Consider the following 16,115-nt stretch of genomic DNA (forward strand, 5'->3'; position numbering starts at 1 on the left):
CAATATTACGTAGGATAACAAGAATTTCGCTTTCTCCCCAAGATTCTTGCTAAAATAGGCAATATATTCGTTTGAGATAGTGACATAGGCAGAAAAGATGGCTCGCAAAAACCAAAAAGCCCCATGGGAACCAGAAGAAGAAATCATCTGGGTAAGTAAGACAGAAATGAAAACGGACATGGATGCCCTGCAAAAGCTGGGAGAAGAGCTTGTTGAACTAAAGCCTTCTATTCTTGATAAGTTCCCTTTGTCTGAAGACCTGGCACAAGCGATTAAAGATGCACAACGCTTTAAAAATGAAGCAAAGCGCCGTCAGCTTCAATACATTGGTAAAGTAATGCGCAATGTAGATCCAGAGCCAATTCAAGCGGCTTTAGATAAAATTCGCAACAAACACTCTCAAGCAACAGTTGAACTACACAAACTAGAACAACTGCGTGACCGCGTTGTTGCAGAAGGCGATGCTGCCATTTCTGACGTTATGGAAATGTACCCTGAAGCAGACCGTCAACGTCTTCGTCAGCTAGCTCGCCAAGCTAACAAAGAGAAATCAGCGAACAAACCAGCGAAGTCTTCTCGCGAGATCTTCCAAATCTTAAAAGAGCTAAAGCAAGGCGACTAATCTTCGTCTCCCTTTGCTCAGAAAGATAATAAAAGACCTAGCACATGCTAGGTCTTTTTGTTTTCGACTGACTCTATATCAAAAGCCATCAAGACCAATACTCAGTCGTCACTCACCCGCTTTAACAAACGAGCTTAATTCTTGCTGTGGATGAGCAGCTGTCAGTACCTCTATCGAGTCTTCAACCAACACCTTACCTAGCGCCACAAAAATAAACTTATTCGCGATACTGCGTGCATCACCTAAATGGTGAGTCACCATCAATACCGTAATATTTCGTTCTGCCGCTAATCGCTTCACTAAGCTAAGCATCTCCTCGCGCAGCAAAGGATCAAGCGCAGAGAAAGGTTCATCAAGCAACCAGATATCATGAGGCTGAACAAAACAGCGGGCTAACGCGACACGCTGGCGCTGGCCACCCGATAAATGCTCAGGCAATCTATCTAAATACTCTGCAACACCTACTTGTGCGGCTGCTTGCTCAACTTTGAGCTTTTGGGTTGCGGTAAGCTTTAATCCTGGATGCAGCCCTAAACCAATATTTTCACGTACGGTGAGATGGGCAAACAAATTATGCTCTTGGAACAACATCGCCAATGGACGTTGGTGCGCTTCTTTACCAATAAGCGATTGTCCTGCCACTGAGATCTCACCCGATGTAGGCTCTATGAATCCCGCGACTAGCGCCAACAACGTTGATTTACCAGCGCCACTCGGCCCCATCAACGCGACAATGTCGCCCTGCTCAGCTTGAAAATCAAAGCGAAACAACTCTCGGTGATAGTGGTAGTCCACCTCTTTCATCACTAACATCATCGGTTCCTTAACTCTTTAGCATTGGGCTTTGAACTTCGAGTAAATAAAAATTCTATTAAGCTAAAACTGCCCACACTCAGCAGCAGTAAACTCACAGAAACCACCGCTGCAGCTTCCATCTGATAGCTGCCTAACAATTGGAATAGATACAAAGGCAGCGTTCTAAAATCTTGGCTACCAAACAAGGCAATGGCACTTAAGTCACCCATCGCCAGCATAAAGCTAATAGAGAAGGCTTGCGCCATTGGTTTACGTAGTGCGCGCCACTCCACCAGCCTAAAACGTGTGAAACCTGTCATTCCCAAGCTTGCACACACGTATTGATACTGTTGAGATAAATGCAACATAGGTTGGGCTAAGGTTTTTATCACATAAGGCAGTGCCATCAAGCTATTTACTGCAATCACAATAAAGAAAGCTAAGCTAAATACATCGGTAAATGAACGCAGTAATAAGAAGAGTCCCGTACTGATCACTAACCCTGGTGTCACTAAGATAATGGTACCAATCAGCTCGATTTTATCGGCTCTAAAGTTCTTATTCTGCAAACGCCATGCACGACTGGTCAGCAGTATCGCAATACCAATACCGACAGCAATAACACTTGCTAAGGACGCAACTTTAACGGAGGTCATTAACGCAGCCCAAAACGGTTCGCTGCTGAGCACAATCAGTGCTTGTGAGTTAATACCACTGACGATAACCATGGCTAATGGCGGCAATACCAGCATTGAGACTACTATGATCCAAAAGCTATCCCAAGCTTTTGACCACCAGCTGTCCTTAACCAAATATTTCTCTTCCGACAGCTGACTGGCTGTCACGGAGATAGGCTTAGACAAGCGCTGAATACTCACCGCTAATACACCACATAGCAGCATTTGCCATATCGCGAGCAAGGCACCAGCCTGTAGGTCAAAATCGAATTTAATCGCTTGATAAATAGCGAGTTCGATAGTGGTCGATTTCGGACCGCCACCTAGCGCCATCACGGTAGCAAAGCTAGTAAAGCACAACATGAAGACTAAGCCACACACATGAGGCAGTTGTTGTCTCAATCGCGGCCATTCTACCCATTTGAATTTATTCCAATGACTCATACCCAAATGAGCACACAGCTTATGTTGCTCGGCAGGCACGGTATCTAAAGCTTGTAAAAGTAAACGACTGGCATAGGGCAGATTAAAGAAGACATGTGCGAGTAAAATGCCATTCAATCCATAGATGGAGAATGGCAGTTCAATATCGAAGTTCGCCAGAAATTTAGCTAACCAACCACTGTTGCCATAAATAGCAAGCAAACCAAACACACCGACTAACACAGGCAGAACCAAGGTCGACGCGAACAGCCTTAACAACAGAGCCCGCCCAAAAAATTGCCTGCGACACAAAGCATGAGCAATAGGTATAGCAAAGCCAACACTCAGCACAGTTGAGAGTGTCGCTTGATAAAAACTGAATTTCGTTACATGCCAATAGTAAGGATCGGACCATACTTGGCTGATATCAAGAGAAGGGGCATTGCTAAGCAATGCCCCAACTGCTGAAACCACAAAGGCGGTAATGAGTATCGCAACCCAGATCCCGACCTTAGGTGTTTTCTTTATCATAAATTGATTTTTTACCGTAAATAGTTCGCTCAAAGTATATCGAACGAACCTTTAAATACAGAAAGTTAGAAAGCTGAATTTTAGGAAACTCATCTTTAGAAAGTTAAGCTAGAGAGCTAATCTTTTAAAAAGTAAGTGCACTCTGCCATTCACGAATCCAAGGCTTACGCTTAGCAGCGATTTCTTCAGGCGTAAAACTCAGAGCTTTCTGCGGTACTGTTAACAGATCAAACCCTTTTGGTAGCTCGATATCCGTCACTGGGTACATCCAGTTGCCCGTTGGCATCGCAGATTGGAATTCATCACTTAGGATAAACACCATAAACTCATCGGCAAGCTTTTCGTTCTTGCTGCCTTTAACTTTCGCTGCCACTTCCACTTGAGTGTAATGGCCTTCTTCAAAGCTTGCTGCTGCGTACTTAGAATCACTTTCTGCAATGATGTGGTAAGCCGGAGAAGTCGTGTAAGACAAGACTAAGTCCGACTCACCCTTTAAGAACATAGAGTAAGCTTCAGACCAACCTTTAGTCACAGTAACCGTTTTCTGAGCGAGCTTCTTCCAAGCTGCTGTCGCTTCATCACCGTATACTGACTTCATCCATAGCATCATGCCTTGACCCGGCGTTGATGTACGTGGGTCTTGGTAGATAACCTTAAGGTCATCACGCTGCTCAACCAGTTCTTTCAAGCTCTTAGGCGGGTTTGCCAACTTCTCTTTGTTGTAAACAAAAGCAAAGTAGCCAAAGTCATAGGGTACAAAAGTGCTGTCGTTCCAACCATTAGGAAGCGTTACTGATGACGTATCAACACTGTGCTTAGCTAATAAGCCCGTCGCTTTCGCTTCAGCCATCAGATTGTTATCTAAACCTAACACGATATCTGCTTTGCTGTTCCCACCTTCAAGACGCAAGCGGTTCAGAATAGACACGCCATCTTCTAGCGCGACAAAGTTCACATCGCAGCCACACTTTTCTTCAAATGCTTTTTCAACGGCAGGACGAGGGCCCCAATCCGCAGCAAAAGAATCATAGGTATAAACCGTTAGGGTATTGTCTGCAGCAAAGGCAGAAAAAGAGATGGCTGTAGTAACAGCAAGAGTTGTTAATGTGAATTTCACTGGACGCTCTCCATGGTCTGAGCGGCACAGGTTTGAGGGAGGAGAACGGTAGAAGTTATTCCTAACTCAATTCCTACGCCAGCATTATCTGGTTCAGGTTTACGGGTCCCAAGCACTTGCTTGATCTCAGCTCGCATTCATTATTTGAATGGTTTGCTCCCCGATGAGTGTTCAGAATTGTAATTCGAATTTTAACAATAAGCTATCAAGTTTGGATCAATTACGTTGATCGTAACCCCAACGTGGCACTAAACCTTGCTCAATGCCAAGATGATCCAAAATGCGCGCCACCATAAAATCGACCAGATCTTCAATCGACTTAGGTTGATGATAAAAACCCGGAGCGGCAGGCATGATCGTCACGCCCATAGTCGATAGCTTATGCATGTTCTCCAAGTGCAGCGTCGAGAATGGCGTCTCACGAACCACCAACAACAGTTGGCCTCGTTCTTTCATGACCACATCTGCAGCACGCTCAATCAGGTTATCCGATAAGCCATGAGCAATTGAAGCCAAGCTTCCCGCTGAACATGGGCAAACTACCATCTGCTTCGGCGCTGCTGAGCCAGAGGCAACCGGAGAGAACCAATCATCTTTGCCACACACCACCAGCTTTTCGGGGTCACACCCAAGGTGTTTAACCAAAGCTTGTTTCGCTGCATCGGGCCCTGCAGGTAACTTAAGTTCATGCTCGGTCGCCAACACCACTCGCGCAGCCGACGATATCAGTAAATAGACCTGATAATCCGCCGCCAAAAGGCATTCAAGTAAACGCAGGCCATAAGGCGCACCTGATGCGCCAGTGAAAGCGAGGGTTATAGCTTTATCGTGTTTTGTCATGTTCTCAATTACTTCAAAATATAAGGTCGTGGATGCCGTTAGCCTTTGAGTGCCAACGCATCCAACAATTTCTGGTGAATACCACCAAAGCCACCATTACTCATTACTAAGATTTGGTCGCCCGCTTGTGCCTCTGAGACAATTCTAGCAACGAATGCATCCATGTCATCACTTACATGTGCGGGTTGATGGCACGCATTGGCAACATCTTGTACAGACCAATCAATATTATCCGGTTGGAATAAGTAGGTAGAATCCGCCTGTTTGAGCGAATCAGCCAAGGTTTCTTTATGCACACCACGCTTCATGGTGGCAGAACGAGGCTCTAAAACAGCAATGATTTTTTTCGTATCGACCTTATTACGTAAGCCACCCAGCGTAAGTTCAATCGCTGTAGGATGATGAGCAAAATCGTCATAGACAGAAACACCTGCCACTTCGCCTTTAAACTCTAAGCGACGCTTGGTATTAATGAAAGTCGCCAGTGATTCACATCCTAAGTCGGGTGTCACACCAACATGTCTTGCCGCCGCAATCGCCATCAAGGCATTACTTACGTTATGATCGCCAACCAAATCCCAGTCTACGGTTCCAACACATTCGTCTTGGAAATAGACCTCAAATTTAGAGCCATCTTTAACCAGTTTCTTGGCATCCCAATCGCCAAGTTCGCCGCTCGATTCAGTCTCACTCCAACACCCACGAGATAGAACATCTTCAATAGCCGTATCTTGCTTCGGTGAGAAAATACGACCATTACTTGGCACAGTGCGAACCAAATGATGGAACTGTCGCTTGATCGCTTCAAGATCGTCAAAGATATCCGCATGATCGAACTCAAGATTATTCATCACCAAGGTTCTTGGGTGGTAATGAACGAACTTAGATCGTTTATCGAAAAAAGCACTGTCATATTCGTCGGCTTCGACCACGAAGAACATGCTTTCACCAAGGCGAGCAGAGATACCAAAGTTACCCAACACGCCGCCAACTAAGAAGCCAGGCGCATAGCCACAGTCTTCTAAAATCCAAGCCAGCATGCTCGATGTTGTTGTCTTGCCATGCGTTCCCGATACCGCTAATACCCAACGGTCATGCAGTAGAAATTCTTGCAACCATTGCGGGCCTGATGTGTATCTAAGGTTATTATCCAATACATACTCAACACACGGGTTACCACGGCTCATGGCATTACCGATAACCACGAGATCAGGCCTTGGCTCTAATTGACTGGGGTCGAACCCTTCAATAATTTCAATCCCTTGTGATTCCAACAAAGTGCTCATTGGAGGGTAAACATTCGCGTCACTACCCGTAACCTTGTGACCTAATTGACGAGCCAATACCGCGGCACCACCCATGAAGGTGCCACAAATTCCTAAGATGTGAATATGCATATATTGCTTCCAAACGCTTGGCTAAATGAGCCATGTCTAAATCAAACTACTTGCACTCATTATCATTAAATGGCGATTAAAAGCGAGCAGCAATGCAAAACAAATTTAGTCGACATTGTAAGTGAGATCTGTGTCGCTTAGTTCATTACCATTAAAAAGATCTAACCTTTAGAATTTAGGTAAGCGTCTAGATGAATAAAGCCCACTCAAGAGGCCTAATCTACAGTGCTCAAATCCCCCCTAATATTGAGAGAAGTTTAAGGAAATAACATGTCTGAGATGCGCACCCTTGGTGAGTTCATTGTTGCAAAACAAAGTGACTTTCCCCATGCAAGTGGTGATCTATCATCCCTTTTGTCATCAATTCGTCTTGCTGCGAAAATTGTTAACCGTGAAATCAACAAAGCAGGTCTTGTCGACATTACTGGCGCTGTTGGTACAGACAACGTTCAAGGTGAAGAGCAACAAAAGCTAGACCTTTACGCGAACGACAAATTTAAAGCGGCTCTAGAAGCTCGTGACCAAGTTTGTGGCGTTGCAAGTGAAGAAGAAGACGAAGCTGTTGCCTTCAATAAAGAGCTCAACAAAAACGCAAAATACGTTGTTCTGATGGATCCACTTGATGGTTCTTCAAACATCGATGTGAATGTATCGGTTGGTACGATTTTCTCTATCTACCGCCGAGTGTCACCGATTGGTACCCCACCAACACAAGAAGATTTCCTACAACCTGGACACAAACAAGTCGCAGCTGGTTACGTAATTTACGGTTCTTCAACCATGCTTGTTTACACAACAGGCGCTGGCGTCAATGGTTTCACCTACGACCCATCACTGGGTACCTTCTGTCTATCTCATGAAAACATGATGATCCCTGATGAAGGTAAGATCTACTCGATCAACGAAGGTAACTACTTCCGCTTCCCTACGGGTGTTAAAAAGTACATCAAGTACTGCCAAGAAGATGAGCCAAGTGATAACCGCCCTTACACTTCTCGTTACATTGGTTCTCTAGTATCAGATTTCCACCGTAACCTGCTGAAAGGCGGCATCTACTTATACCCAAGCACACAAAGCCACCCTCAAGGTAAACTGCGTTTGCTTTACGAGTGCAACCCAATTGCTTTCCTTATGGAACAAGCGGGTGGTATCGCTTCAGACGGTGCTCAACGTATCATGGACATCAAACCAACTGAGTTACACCAACGTGTACCTTTCTTTGTTGGCTCAACAGACATGGTTCGCAAAGTAGAAGAGTTTCTTGAGCTTAACCGAGACTAATCCTCTCGTTTATTTCTCAAAATAACGTCATTAAAAAAGCCAGCATTTATATGCTGGCTTTTTAGTACTCACTAAGTGATTATTTACCGGATTATCGAACCTGATACTTCGATTCAGCACCCCGTTCAAAGTTGAAACGGAACCATTTATCGACGTCATCGCAAATGCCAAGGTAGGTCTCACCGCGACGTCCTAGCGCTCGCGGGTTCTGCGAACAGTACTGAGTTTTACCCACTTCATAACCTTGGTCGTAAGCCGCATACAAATCGGCATCAATAGATGGTGAAGACGCAGCTTCTGCTAAACTTGCTTCAGTCTGTTTGGTTTTCCCTTTTAGCGCCATTTCTTCGCCAAAGCTCTGCCAATCGGTCGTATTCATTGATGTTGGTGGCGGGGTTTGCGCGCAACCGAATAACATTACTGATAGCACCAATAATAGATATTTCATGATTTCCTCCTGATGGAAAAAAGACTAGCCTGTACATTGAGACTGTTAGCTATTACGTCAGAATGCTTTCATTAGTTCACTCACTAGAGCGGGTTATTCCGCTTACACCAGTCACCCGAAAGTATTTCTTTATTAGCTGTTAGATCAAGCTGATATAAATATACCCATGCTAATCCAAATATAGTCTCTATTTGCTCGCGACGATACTCAACAGGAACATCTTCTAGCCGATCGAGCGACTCCAAAATTTCGTCGTTAATGATATAGACCTCGCCAGCGACACTTTTCTTTCCGAAAATCATCGCCGGATACGCAACTAAATCAAAAAGTGCGTATTCCTCAGGTGTGTCAAACCTTCCTAAACACTCACATTGTTTTAAATAGTGGTGGTTCGATTGGTCTTTTCTCAATGTCCCGTAAACAAAAACGAGGTGCTTCATACTCACTCCCTAGCATTCGTCATCCGCTAATCAATCACCGCTCAAAGTGTTACTCAAATTCAAATTGATAGAGAAGATCCACAGCACTGTCTAGACCCGATACTGCCTCAACGTAGAGATCCTGCATCAATCGATAACGAACGGTAAACTCGCCTAACGAGTTAAAGATACCCACACCATATTTCACCTGTAAACCTGGGAGAATATAGCCGCTTACCGTAACCTGAGAGTCATCCCCAGAGCCTGCTGTATCCAGTTGTAAATCTTGTACACCAAAGGCTTCGCCGATTTCGCCAACAACCTTACCACTCTTCGCCAAACTCAAACCGATCAAGGTTGTTGTCATCGAACCGCTGGACTCACCATCGATATCTTGGCCACGCAGAATATAAGACAGCGCGTTCGCTTGTGGCATCGCTGGATCAGAGTAAATCTCGATGGTCGGCTCTGTCGCAGGGCCTGTAACTCGAATACCTGCGGTCACATCATCCTGAGTATTATCAGGGTTACGAATTGCATTGATGGCTACATATGGCTGATCCGGTGGGCCATTCATTAGAATCTTACCCTCTTCGATCAAGAGGTCTTGACCGAATGATTGATAAGTACCATCGACGATATTCACTTCACCAGTGATGAATGGGCCTTGGTCTTTTTGAGCTACATTGAGCTTACCAACCAAGTCGCCTTCAAGACCGAAGGCAGACAATTTAAAGTCATCACCAATGGAGATATTAATATTGGTCATCACATTGAATGGGATCGTATCTTCACTTTCAGGCTCAAGATCTTTGTTCAATATCACCTGATCGGAAGACACACCAACCGCTGACGGTGGTAAGTCTTCTACCACAATTCGTCCCCATGGTAGTGCTATGTCACCGGTAATTTTTGCCAGCTCGGGCGTGACATCAATAGTCATATCAGGTACGACCTTAACCTTGACCATCGGCGGGATATCAACCATCAACTCATCGGCAAAAACTCTAACGTTAGAGTGCCATGCTTTAAGATCTTGCCAATCTCCGGTTCCCTCAATATCAAGGTGACCGTCAGGTGTTTCTACATTCGCATCAAGCTTTGCACTATAACCATCAAAGTCGAGATCGATACGGCCATCTTTCACATCAACAGGCGTAACGTCGCCTTTGACTTGAATACCATCAACCGAGAACTGACCAAAGACTTGAGGATGCATCAAAGAGCCTTTAACTTGAAGATCACTCTCAAGGTCGGCTTTCAACAGGCTGTACTCACCTAGGATTGGTTGCAAGAAATCGAGGTGGAACGTGGTCAGCTTAATTGCAGCATCTACCATTTTGTCTTCGGCAAGAATATCCGGTAACGACACCGTACCAGACAGGTCACCATTGTCGGAAACATCCAGCTTAAAATCGGCATCCAATTTGTTATCTTTCAGCTGGGCATTCAATGCAATACTTTCCCAACCCAGTGTGATTGGCTCACCAACTTGTTGAACAACCTGACCTTTCGGCATATCAACGCTTACCGTAACCTCAGGCTCACCTTGTTCAGACCACTTAGCATGAGCGGTCGCATTGACTAAGCCCTGTAGTTGCGTCTCTTTAGGCACAAAAGCTTTAATCTGTTCGAAGTCGAATTGGTTGATCGCCAATTTCGCCTCACCTGATTTCCCGACACGAACGTCTTCATCCAGACATACACTCGAACCCGATTGATTCCAACAGTGTGCTTGTACATCGGCAAACTGCTTGTCGACATCCGCCTTAATCGCGACAGGTTGATCTAACACCCAAGGCCCCTGTTGCGTGGTAATTTTGACTCTGTCTAACGACCCATCCCAAATAAGAGAAGGCTTTTGAATCAACTCACCGGAAATAGCTAAGCTTGTAGACACGATGTCGGATATCACATCAAGTGTCACGGTATGCTTCTTCTCACCACCACTCACCGTGAGATCAATACTTTCCACGTTTTGATCTTGATAGGTTAAGTTCTTAGCTTTGAGTACAAGATCGGCTTGGGCTTCAGGTAATGGCAGAGGAACCAAAGAGCCATTAAGCGACAAGGATTCTAGTGTTGCTTCGTTATTCCAATCGACCTTATCAACATTTAAAGCAAGATCGACTTCAGGCTCTTTCGTTGGGCCGCTAAGTTGGATGCTACCGATCACTCTACCTTTCAGCTCAGGACTACTTTTTGCAAGCTCAGGGAAGAAGATCTCAACGCCCATGTCCCATTGCTTATCAAGTTGCCCCTGTGCCTTAATCGAGTTCACACCATGAGCCAAGCTCAAACCGCTGGTTTTCAGCTTTGGTTCACCGTTCGCGCTGCGATCCGACGCTGACAACTGACCTTCGATATCGAGAGGATATTCTCGTAAGATCCCTTCAATATCCAACTTAGGCAATTCAATCGCCCAGCCGCCCGCTTCCGTCAACTCACCCGAGGTGACGATGCTTCCGCTAATGTTACCCTCGGCTTCTGGCCATTGCAGGCCCGGCTGAATGTCTTTGAGTGTCACGTCAGCTTGCCAGTTAACGAGACTCTTCCAATTCGCTTTAACGACACCGTTAAGTTCACCGCCTAGCGTGTTGAGCTTTAGACGCTCGAGCTCGATCTGTTCCGTGGTGCCTTTACCCTGTAGATCGATTGATAACTCAGGGATTTCCTTACCATCGGCCCCACCTTTAAGTAGAACATTGAAACTATCTAGTGAGCCATTAGCTTTGAATTGCTCAATTGTCGCTTGGTAATCGCTTTTTCCGGTAAGAGGCCACTGCGCTTGTCCGCCCTCTAAAAGAAGGTCAAATGGTAGAGTTGGCTCTAAGGGTTGAATATCCCCAGACAGCTTTGCCTCAATCAATTCAGAAAACTCGGAATCTAAGTTTAGTTTAGCTACGCTACCTTGCGCTTTCAGGGATAGCTTCTGCCCAGCAAGGTCGGTTTCTTTCACTAACGTATCCAAAGACAGCTCTAACGGGTAATCACCTTTAAGCTCAACCTTCGTCGTTAGATTTGCGCTTACTTGTGGCATATCGAGTTCGAGAGTGGAAACATCAACCGTGTGTTTACCCGCGCGTGCCTCTAGTCCAAGGTGATTAACAACGATTGGTGTTTCTTGTTCTAAGGTGAAACGGTTAAGATCAAAACGCTCAAGTACAACCTGCAAAGGAATTAAGACTTCAGGTAACTCGATAGCCGTTTTAGTGGCAGCCTCTGGTTCTACCGTTTCTGTTTGCGGTTCTTCTGTCGATTCAGCAAGCTTAATTTTTAGGTCATTGAACAAGGTTGGCGATACCGTCAGCGTTTCTCCCTGCATGCTCAGAGCCGTTGAGAACAGACCCCATTCGATTTCATGACCCAAGATATTCAGTTTGATATCAGATAAAGCGATGCGATTGATCACTATTGGTAATGGTGTTTTCACTGATGTTAGGGGCGGAGTCGGTTCTACTTCTTCTGTAGAGGGGGGAGGCAGTTCAGTCAATGCGAAGTCCAACCCTTGAATCGCTAAACGATCAACACACAGCTTAGGATCAAGCAAACAACGAGGGTTAATAGCCAAGTTCAGCTTTTGAACCTTGGTGTCGATATGCAGGCTGTCATCTTTAAACTGAACATTATTAAGCGTAAAGCTTGGGAACAGGGCTCCTTTAGTACTTTCCACTTTAAGTTGTGGTAATGCTTTTTCAGCGCCCCACAACACGGTGTTCAACCCTAGATTGGTGAACAAAACAAAACCGAGCAGGGCTATCAACAATAGCAAAATAGACGTCAATGAGATCGACGTCCATTTCAGGCACTTGCCCATCACTTTGATCATAATTCAGGTCCTAAACTAAAGTGCAGTTGGAACTCATCGCCTTTCTTCGCATCTAGGCCCCAAGCAAAATCTAGACTCACTGGACCAACGGGGGACGCCCAACGCACCCCGACACCGGTGCCGTGCTTCCACTCTGGCTTGTCATTAAATGCATCACCAATATCGTAGAATGCAGCGCCCCACCAGTTTCCAACCAAGCGGTATTGGTATTCAAACGAACTGGTTGCGATAAATTTTGCACCCGTTAAAGCGCCACTTTCATCGCGCGGAGAGATCGACTCATAGCCATAACCACGAATACTGTTATCACCACCGGCAAAGAATCTTAGGGAAGGAGACAGCTTCTCAAACTCGTCGGCAAAGTTACCGCCAAATTGAAGCCGAGTTAGGCCTCGGTGGTTATCGCCAATGCTTCTAATCCAAGCGGTTTGGCCTTGAAAACGAACAACCTTAGTTTCGGATAACAAGGTATCATCGGCCGCTTCAAACATAATGGTTTGTTTATCGCCCCACATCGGCATCGAACCACCTCGCGTTCGAGTTCGTGAGAAAGAGAAACCCGGCAAAACAAACTGTGCCAAGTCATCTTGTAAACCTTGTTCATAGTTTTCGACCAAGTATCGAATGAACACCGTGCGTTGCCAGCCATTGTCCAGACGCCAATATCTTTCTAAGGCGAGGTTGGATTCCAAACTCTTGGTATCACGATTATCCAAATTTTTCATACCGTACTTAACTTGGTAGTAGTCATTAAGTACGTCATCCAATGGGATTTTATAAGCTGCAGTGATCGTCTGCTCAGGCTTGGAGATCGACAAGCTACTATTGAAGCTATGGCCTCGATCATTAACCCAAGGTTTTTTCCATTTAAGAGTGCCTTTCACACCAAGGTCTGTTGAGACACCGATACCCGTTTCGATTTGGTTACGAGCTTGCGGAGCAAGGCTAACCTTCATCGGGATTTCTCGGCCTTCGCCTAACTGACTTAAATCTGGCTCAACAAATACCGAGGAGAACCAATCTGTATTCGACAAGTTTTGGTTGTACTCGCCGACTTTGGTAATAGAGTAAGGTTCGCCATCTTTAAACGGCTTGAGAGATTGAACTTTGTCATCTTCAATTTGACTGCCCGTCACTGTAGTTGTGCCAAAGTGGTAGCGTATACCACTGTTATAATGAAGGCGGACATAAGCACGGTTTAATTCAGGGGCGACTTCTAGCTTGCTAAGATCATACGACCCATCGAAGTAGCCTTTCGCTAATCCAAGGTTGCGGATCGATGATTTCAAAGAATCATAATTGCCATGATTCAGAATCGAACCTTTAGACAGCTTACTTCTAGCTATCAAAGCCAAAAAGTCAGGATCATCTTTGGCTTCACCAGTCAGAACGATATCTGAAGTATAAATAACAACAGGCTCTCCCGGCTCAACCGTAACGGTCATTTCGGTATCATCTTCGGGGTGAGAAAATGTGATATTAGGGTGGTAGTAACCTAACGCATTCAGGGCTTCTTTTATCATAGACTCCAAGCGAGATTGGAACCTTAATGAAACCGAGTACTCTTCTTCAGGAATCGCACTCAGATAAGCATCAACATTATCCTCAAGCGCTCCATTAAGCCCTTTAATTTCAAGGGAAACATCAGCGAAAGCGAGCGTCGATGACAATAGAGTGCCAATCAGAACTGGTAAAGTTTTTCTTATCATGCTTAATTGGTGAAGAAGTTATCAATACGTTAATAAATGAAAAGAAATAATACCGCTAAAAAGACATTGAGTCTGTAATAAATCTTGGAATAACACGGTCTAATTTAAAGACTTAATCAATATGAACCAGCCGTTAATATGAACCTACAGTTAATATAAACCTGGATCTAATGTTAACTTACGCGGTAAACGTATGCGAAAAGGAATATAACATGCTAAACAAACAACAACTGGTTTCCGCAGCAACCGCATTACCGGGAAATTCAGACCCAATCCGAATCACTGAGCGCCATTTTGTCAATCAAACTGACTTACTCGATGCTCCTATGGGTTCCCAACAAGAAGTCCTACTTGGTATGGGATGCTTTTGGGGAGCTGAGCGTTTGTTTTGGCAACTTGATGGTGTTATTTCCACATCCGTTGGCTACGCTGGTGGATACACAGTCAATCCCACTTATGAGCAGGTATGCAGCGGACAAACCGGTCATACCGAAGTCGTTCGTGTCATTTTTGATAGCGAACAAACATCTTTAGCTCGAATACTTGAGACCTTTTGGGAGCGCCATAACCCAACCCAAGGTATGCGCCAAGGCAACGACTTAGGGACTCAGTACCGTTCCGCGATATACACATTCAGCGAACAGCAACAAGCCGTCGCCGAGCACTCTAAACGTGAATATCAACGAGCAATGACTGAATCATTAGGCAACGAGATCACGACGGAAGTTCTACCTGCTGGAAAATATTTTTTCGCAGAAACCTACCACCAACAATACCTAGCCAAAAATCCTAACGGTTACTGTGGGTTGGGCGGTACGGGTGTCTGCTTCCCTCCGCAATAATGTGTGTTAGGCATACAAACTAGAACAACATCCATTAAAAAAGGGCTTCCGCTAGGAAGCCCTTTTTCATTGGAAATCTATTTGACGCAATGCAAATCTATAACAGTCAGTTACACCGGCAGCGCAGCAATGGTGCCGTTAACTTCTTTAAAAATAGTGAGCTTTTGTTTGTCTGAAACTTCAGGAAGAAGCACTTTGCCTTGGTCGAAGCGAAACTCTCCGATACCCTCAATAGCAAACTGGCCTTTGAACAGGACTTTAACGAAACGCGCCACCTGATGTGGACGGTAAGTAGAAAATTTTCTTAACATAATACAACCTCAATTCCATTTGAGTACTACAGTCACGTACCTGAACACCACCGCATTCAAAGCACATTAAATCGCTAATTCCTTTAGCAAACAGCAAGATAATCTATTGTTCATCTCGATATTGATGCATTATACCTTTTGGTAACAAGCCTGCAACTTATTTCTACGTCGTACGATAAAAAAGTTAAAGAGGCATTTTTCAAATTTCATATTATACTTCCAGAGCAAACCAATAAGCGGAACAAAAATATAATGAAAAACAAAACTCTACTGGCTTTTTTAGCCGCAGCCTCTCCACTCTTAGCCAATGCTCACAACTTATCTGTAGGTGAAACTCTGCCCGCTGTCGATGTTAGCAACTATGGTGAAATCGTACTAAACGATGGAAATACTGGATATCAAGCTTGGGCAACCAACGCTCTTCTAGGTAAAGTTCGCGTCGTTCAAGCTATTGCAGGCCGTAGCAGCTCGAAAGAGCTCAACGCACCACTGATGGCAGCCATCACAGCATCGAAATTCGCAGAAGACAGCTACCAAACCACTACCATCATCAACCAAGATGATGCGATTTGGGGTACTGGGTCTTTTGTTAAATCGTCAGCAGAAAGTAGCAAAGAAGAATTTCCATGGTCTTCTATGGTGCTAGATGAAGACGGCACGGTAGCGTCATCATGGGCTTTAAAAGAAGAAAGCTCTGCGATTATCGTTCAAGACAAGCAAGGTAAAATCTTGTTTGTTAAAGAAGGGGCATTAAACGAATCAGAAGTCACTCAAGTCATTGAGTTGATTAAAGCGAGCCTTTAATAAGATATTCGCGTCTTTTTCGAGACCTAACCAAAGGATATTGTTATATTATAACAGTATCCTTTTTTAA

At 44.8% G+C, this 16,115-nt stretch carries 14 protein-coding genes and 1 riboswitch; of the genes, 4 read left to right on the forward strand and 10 right to left on the reverse strand.

What is annotated here, in order from left to right; all coding sequences use genetic code 11:
• Positions 1–97 precede the first annotated feature (97 nt).
• Complete coding sequence (yjgA, locus tag OCU90_RS15525) at positions 98–622, forward strand: ribosome biogenesis factor YjgA (protein ID WP_017083748.1); 525 nt, start codon at positions 98–100, stop codon at positions 620–622.
• A 108-nt stretch (positions 623–730) separates the two neighbouring features.
• On the opposite strand, the gene thiQ is transcribed toward yjgA, so the two are convergent.
• From thiQ to mpl, 5 genes are all read right to left on the reverse strand, one after another.
• Positions 731–1,435, reverse strand: a complete 705-nt coding sequence (thiQ, locus tag OCU90_RS15530; protein WP_004735295.1) for a thiamine ABC transporter ATP-binding protein — start codon at positions 1,433–1,435, stop codon at positions 731–733.
• Positions 1,435–3,048, reverse strand: coding sequence for a thiamine/thiamine pyrophosphate ABC transporter permease ThiP (gene thiP / locus OCU90_RS15535; RefSeq protein ID WP_061023522.1), 1,614 nt, complete (start codon positions 3,046–3,048; stop codon positions 1,435–1,437). The genes thiQ and thiP overlap by 1 nt, the downstream gene beginning before the upstream one ends.
• A gap of 124 nt (positions 3,049–3,172) precedes the next feature.
• Positions 3,173–4,165, reverse strand: a complete 993-nt coding sequence (thiB, locus tag OCU90_RS15540; protein ID WP_061023524.1) for a thiamine ABC transporter substrate binding subunit — start codon at positions 4,163–4,165, stop codon at positions 3,173–3,175.
• 53 nt (positions 4,166–4,218) lie between these two features.
• Positions 4,219–4,338, reverse strand: a riboswitch (TPP riboswitch).
• 43 nt (positions 4,339–4,381) lie between these two features.
• The gene (locus OCU90_RS15545; RefSeq protein ID WP_016787846.1) at positions 4,382–5,005 is read right to left on the reverse strand and encodes a flavin prenyltransferase UbiX; all 624 of its coding nucleotides are present in this window, start codon (positions 5,003–5,005) and stop codon (positions 4,382–4,384) included.
• Between the two features lie 38 nt (positions 5,006–5,043).
• The gene (gene mpl / locus OCU90_RS15550) at positions 5,044–6,402 is read right to left on the reverse strand and encodes a UDP-N-acetylmuramate:L-alanyl-gamma-D-glutamyl-meso-diaminopimelate ligase (protein WP_061023526.1); all 1,359 of its coding nucleotides are present in this window, start codon (positions 6,400–6,402) and stop codon (positions 5,044–5,046) included.
• 270 nt (positions 6,403–6,672) lie between these two features.
• Here mpl and fbp point away from each other — a divergent pair, with 270 nt between their 5' ends.
• A complete protein-coding gene (gene fbp / locus OCU90_RS15555) occupies positions 6,673–7,683 on the forward strand; it encodes a class 1 fructose-bisphosphatase (protein ID WP_004735289.1) in 1,011 nt (336 codons plus the stop codon).
• Between the two features lie 91 nt (positions 7,684–7,774).
• On the opposite strand, the gene OCU90_RS15560 is transcribed toward fbp, so the two are convergent.
• The 4 genes from OCU90_RS15560 to tamA all read right to left on the reverse strand — a co-directional run bounded on the left by OCU90_RS15560 (position 7,775) and on the right by tamA (position 14,088).
• Positions 7,775–8,131: a DUF2799 domain-containing protein gene (locus OCU90_RS15560; RefSeq protein ID WP_029224572.1), complete on the reverse strand. Its 357-nt coding sequence runs from the start codon at positions 8,129–8,131 to the stop codon at positions 7,775–7,777.
• Between the two features lie 83 nt (positions 8,132–8,214).
• Entirely contained in the window at positions 8,215–8,571 is a 357-nt protein-coding gene (locus OCU90_RS15565) for a gamma-glutamylcyclotransferase family protein (protein WP_061023528.1), read from the reverse strand.
• Between the two features lie 49 nt (positions 8,572–8,620).
• Positions 8,621–12,379 (reverse strand): autotransporter assembly complex protein TamB, encoded by a 3,759-nt coding sequence (gene tamB / locus OCU90_RS15570; RefSeq protein WP_061023530.1) that lies wholly within the window; start codon positions 12,377–12,379, stop codon positions 8,621–8,623.
• Positions 12,376–14,088: an autotransporter assembly complex protein TamA gene (gene tamA / locus OCU90_RS15575; RefSeq protein ID WP_061023532.1), complete on the reverse strand. Its 1,713-nt coding sequence runs from the start codon at positions 14,086–14,088 to the stop codon at positions 12,376–12,378. The genes tamB and tamA overlap by 4 nt, the downstream gene beginning before the upstream one ends.
• Before the next feature lie 212 nt (positions 14,089–14,300).
• Between tamA and msrA the strand changes: the two genes are divergently transcribed.
• A complete protein-coding gene (msrA, locus tag OCU90_RS15580) occupies positions 14,301–14,930 on the forward strand; it encodes a peptide-methionine (S)-S-oxide reductase MsrA (RefSeq protein WP_017083757.1) in 630 nt (209 codons plus the stop codon).
• A 110-nt stretch (positions 14,931–15,040) separates the two neighbouring features.
• Here the strand turns inward: msrA and OCU90_RS15585 are convergent, their stop codons facing one another.
• Complete coding sequence (locus tag OCU90_RS15585) at positions 15,041–15,241, reverse strand: DUF1107 family protein (protein ID WP_004735283.1); 201 nt, start codon at positions 15,239–15,241, stop codon at positions 15,041–15,043.
• Between the two features lie 252 nt (positions 15,242–15,493).
• Here OCU90_RS15585 and OCU90_RS15590 point away from each other — a divergent pair, with 252 nt between their 5' ends.
• Positions 15,494–16,045, forward strand: a complete 552-nt coding sequence (locus OCU90_RS15590) for a YtfJ family protein (RefSeq protein ID WP_004735282.1) — start codon at positions 15,494–15,496, stop codon at positions 16,043–16,045.
• The last annotated feature ends 70 nt before the right edge of the window (positions 16,046–16,115 follow it).

It is taken from the genome of Vibrio splendidus, from assembly GCF_024347615.1.
Classification (GTDB): domain Bacteria; phylum Pseudomonadota; class Gammaproteobacteria; order Enterobacterales; family Vibrionaceae; genus Vibrio; species Vibrio splendidus.

Coding starts and splice junctions, on each gene's coding strand:
- mpl (WP_061023526.1), bottom strand. CDS start 6,402: ATGCATATTCACATCTTAGGAATTTGTGGCACCTTCATGGGTGGTGCC.
- tamB (WP_061023530.1), bottom strand. CDS start 12,379: ATGATCAAAGTGATGGGCAAGTGCCTGAAATGGACGTCGATCTCATTG.
- thiP (WP_061023522.1), bottom strand. CDS start 3,048: ATGATAAAGAAAACACCTAAGGTCGGGATCTGGGTTGCGATACTCATT.
- OCU90_RS15590 (WP_004735282.1), top strand. CDS start 15,494: ATGAAAAACAAAACTCTACTGGCTTTTTTAGCCGCAGCCTCTCCACTC.
- tamA (WP_061023532.1), bottom strand. CDS start 14,088: ATGATAAGAAAAACTTTACCAGTTCTGATTGGCACTCTATTGTCATCG.
- OCU90_RS15560 (WP_029224572.1), bottom strand. CDS start 8,131: ATGAAATATCTATTATTGGTGCTATCAGTAATGTTATTCGGTTGCGCG.
- OCU90_RS15565 (WP_061023528.1), bottom strand. CDS start 8,571: ATGAAGCACCTCGTTTTTGTTTACGGGACATTGAGAAAAGACCAATCG.
- fbp (WP_004735289.1), top strand. CDS start 6,673: ATGTCTGAGATGCGCACCCTTGGTGAGTTCATTGTTGCAAAACAAAGT.
- yjgA (WP_017083748.1), top strand. CDS start 98: ATGGCTCGCAAAAACCAAAAAGCCCCATGGGAACCAGAAGAAGAAATC.
- OCU90_RS15585 (WP_004735283.1), bottom strand. CDS start 15,241: ATGTTAAGAAAATTTTCTACTTACCGTCCACATCAGGTGGCGCGTTTC.
- msrA (WP_017083757.1), top strand. CDS start 14,301: ATGCTAAACAAACAACAACTGGTTTCCGCAGCAACCGCATTACCGGGA.
- OCU90_RS15545 (WP_016787846.1), bottom strand. CDS start 5,005: ATGACAAAACACGATAAAGCTATAACCCTCGCTTTCACTGGCGCATCA.
- thiQ (WP_004735295.1), bottom strand. CDS start 1,435: ATGTTAGTGATGAAAGAGGTGGACTACCACTATCACCGAGAGTTGTTT.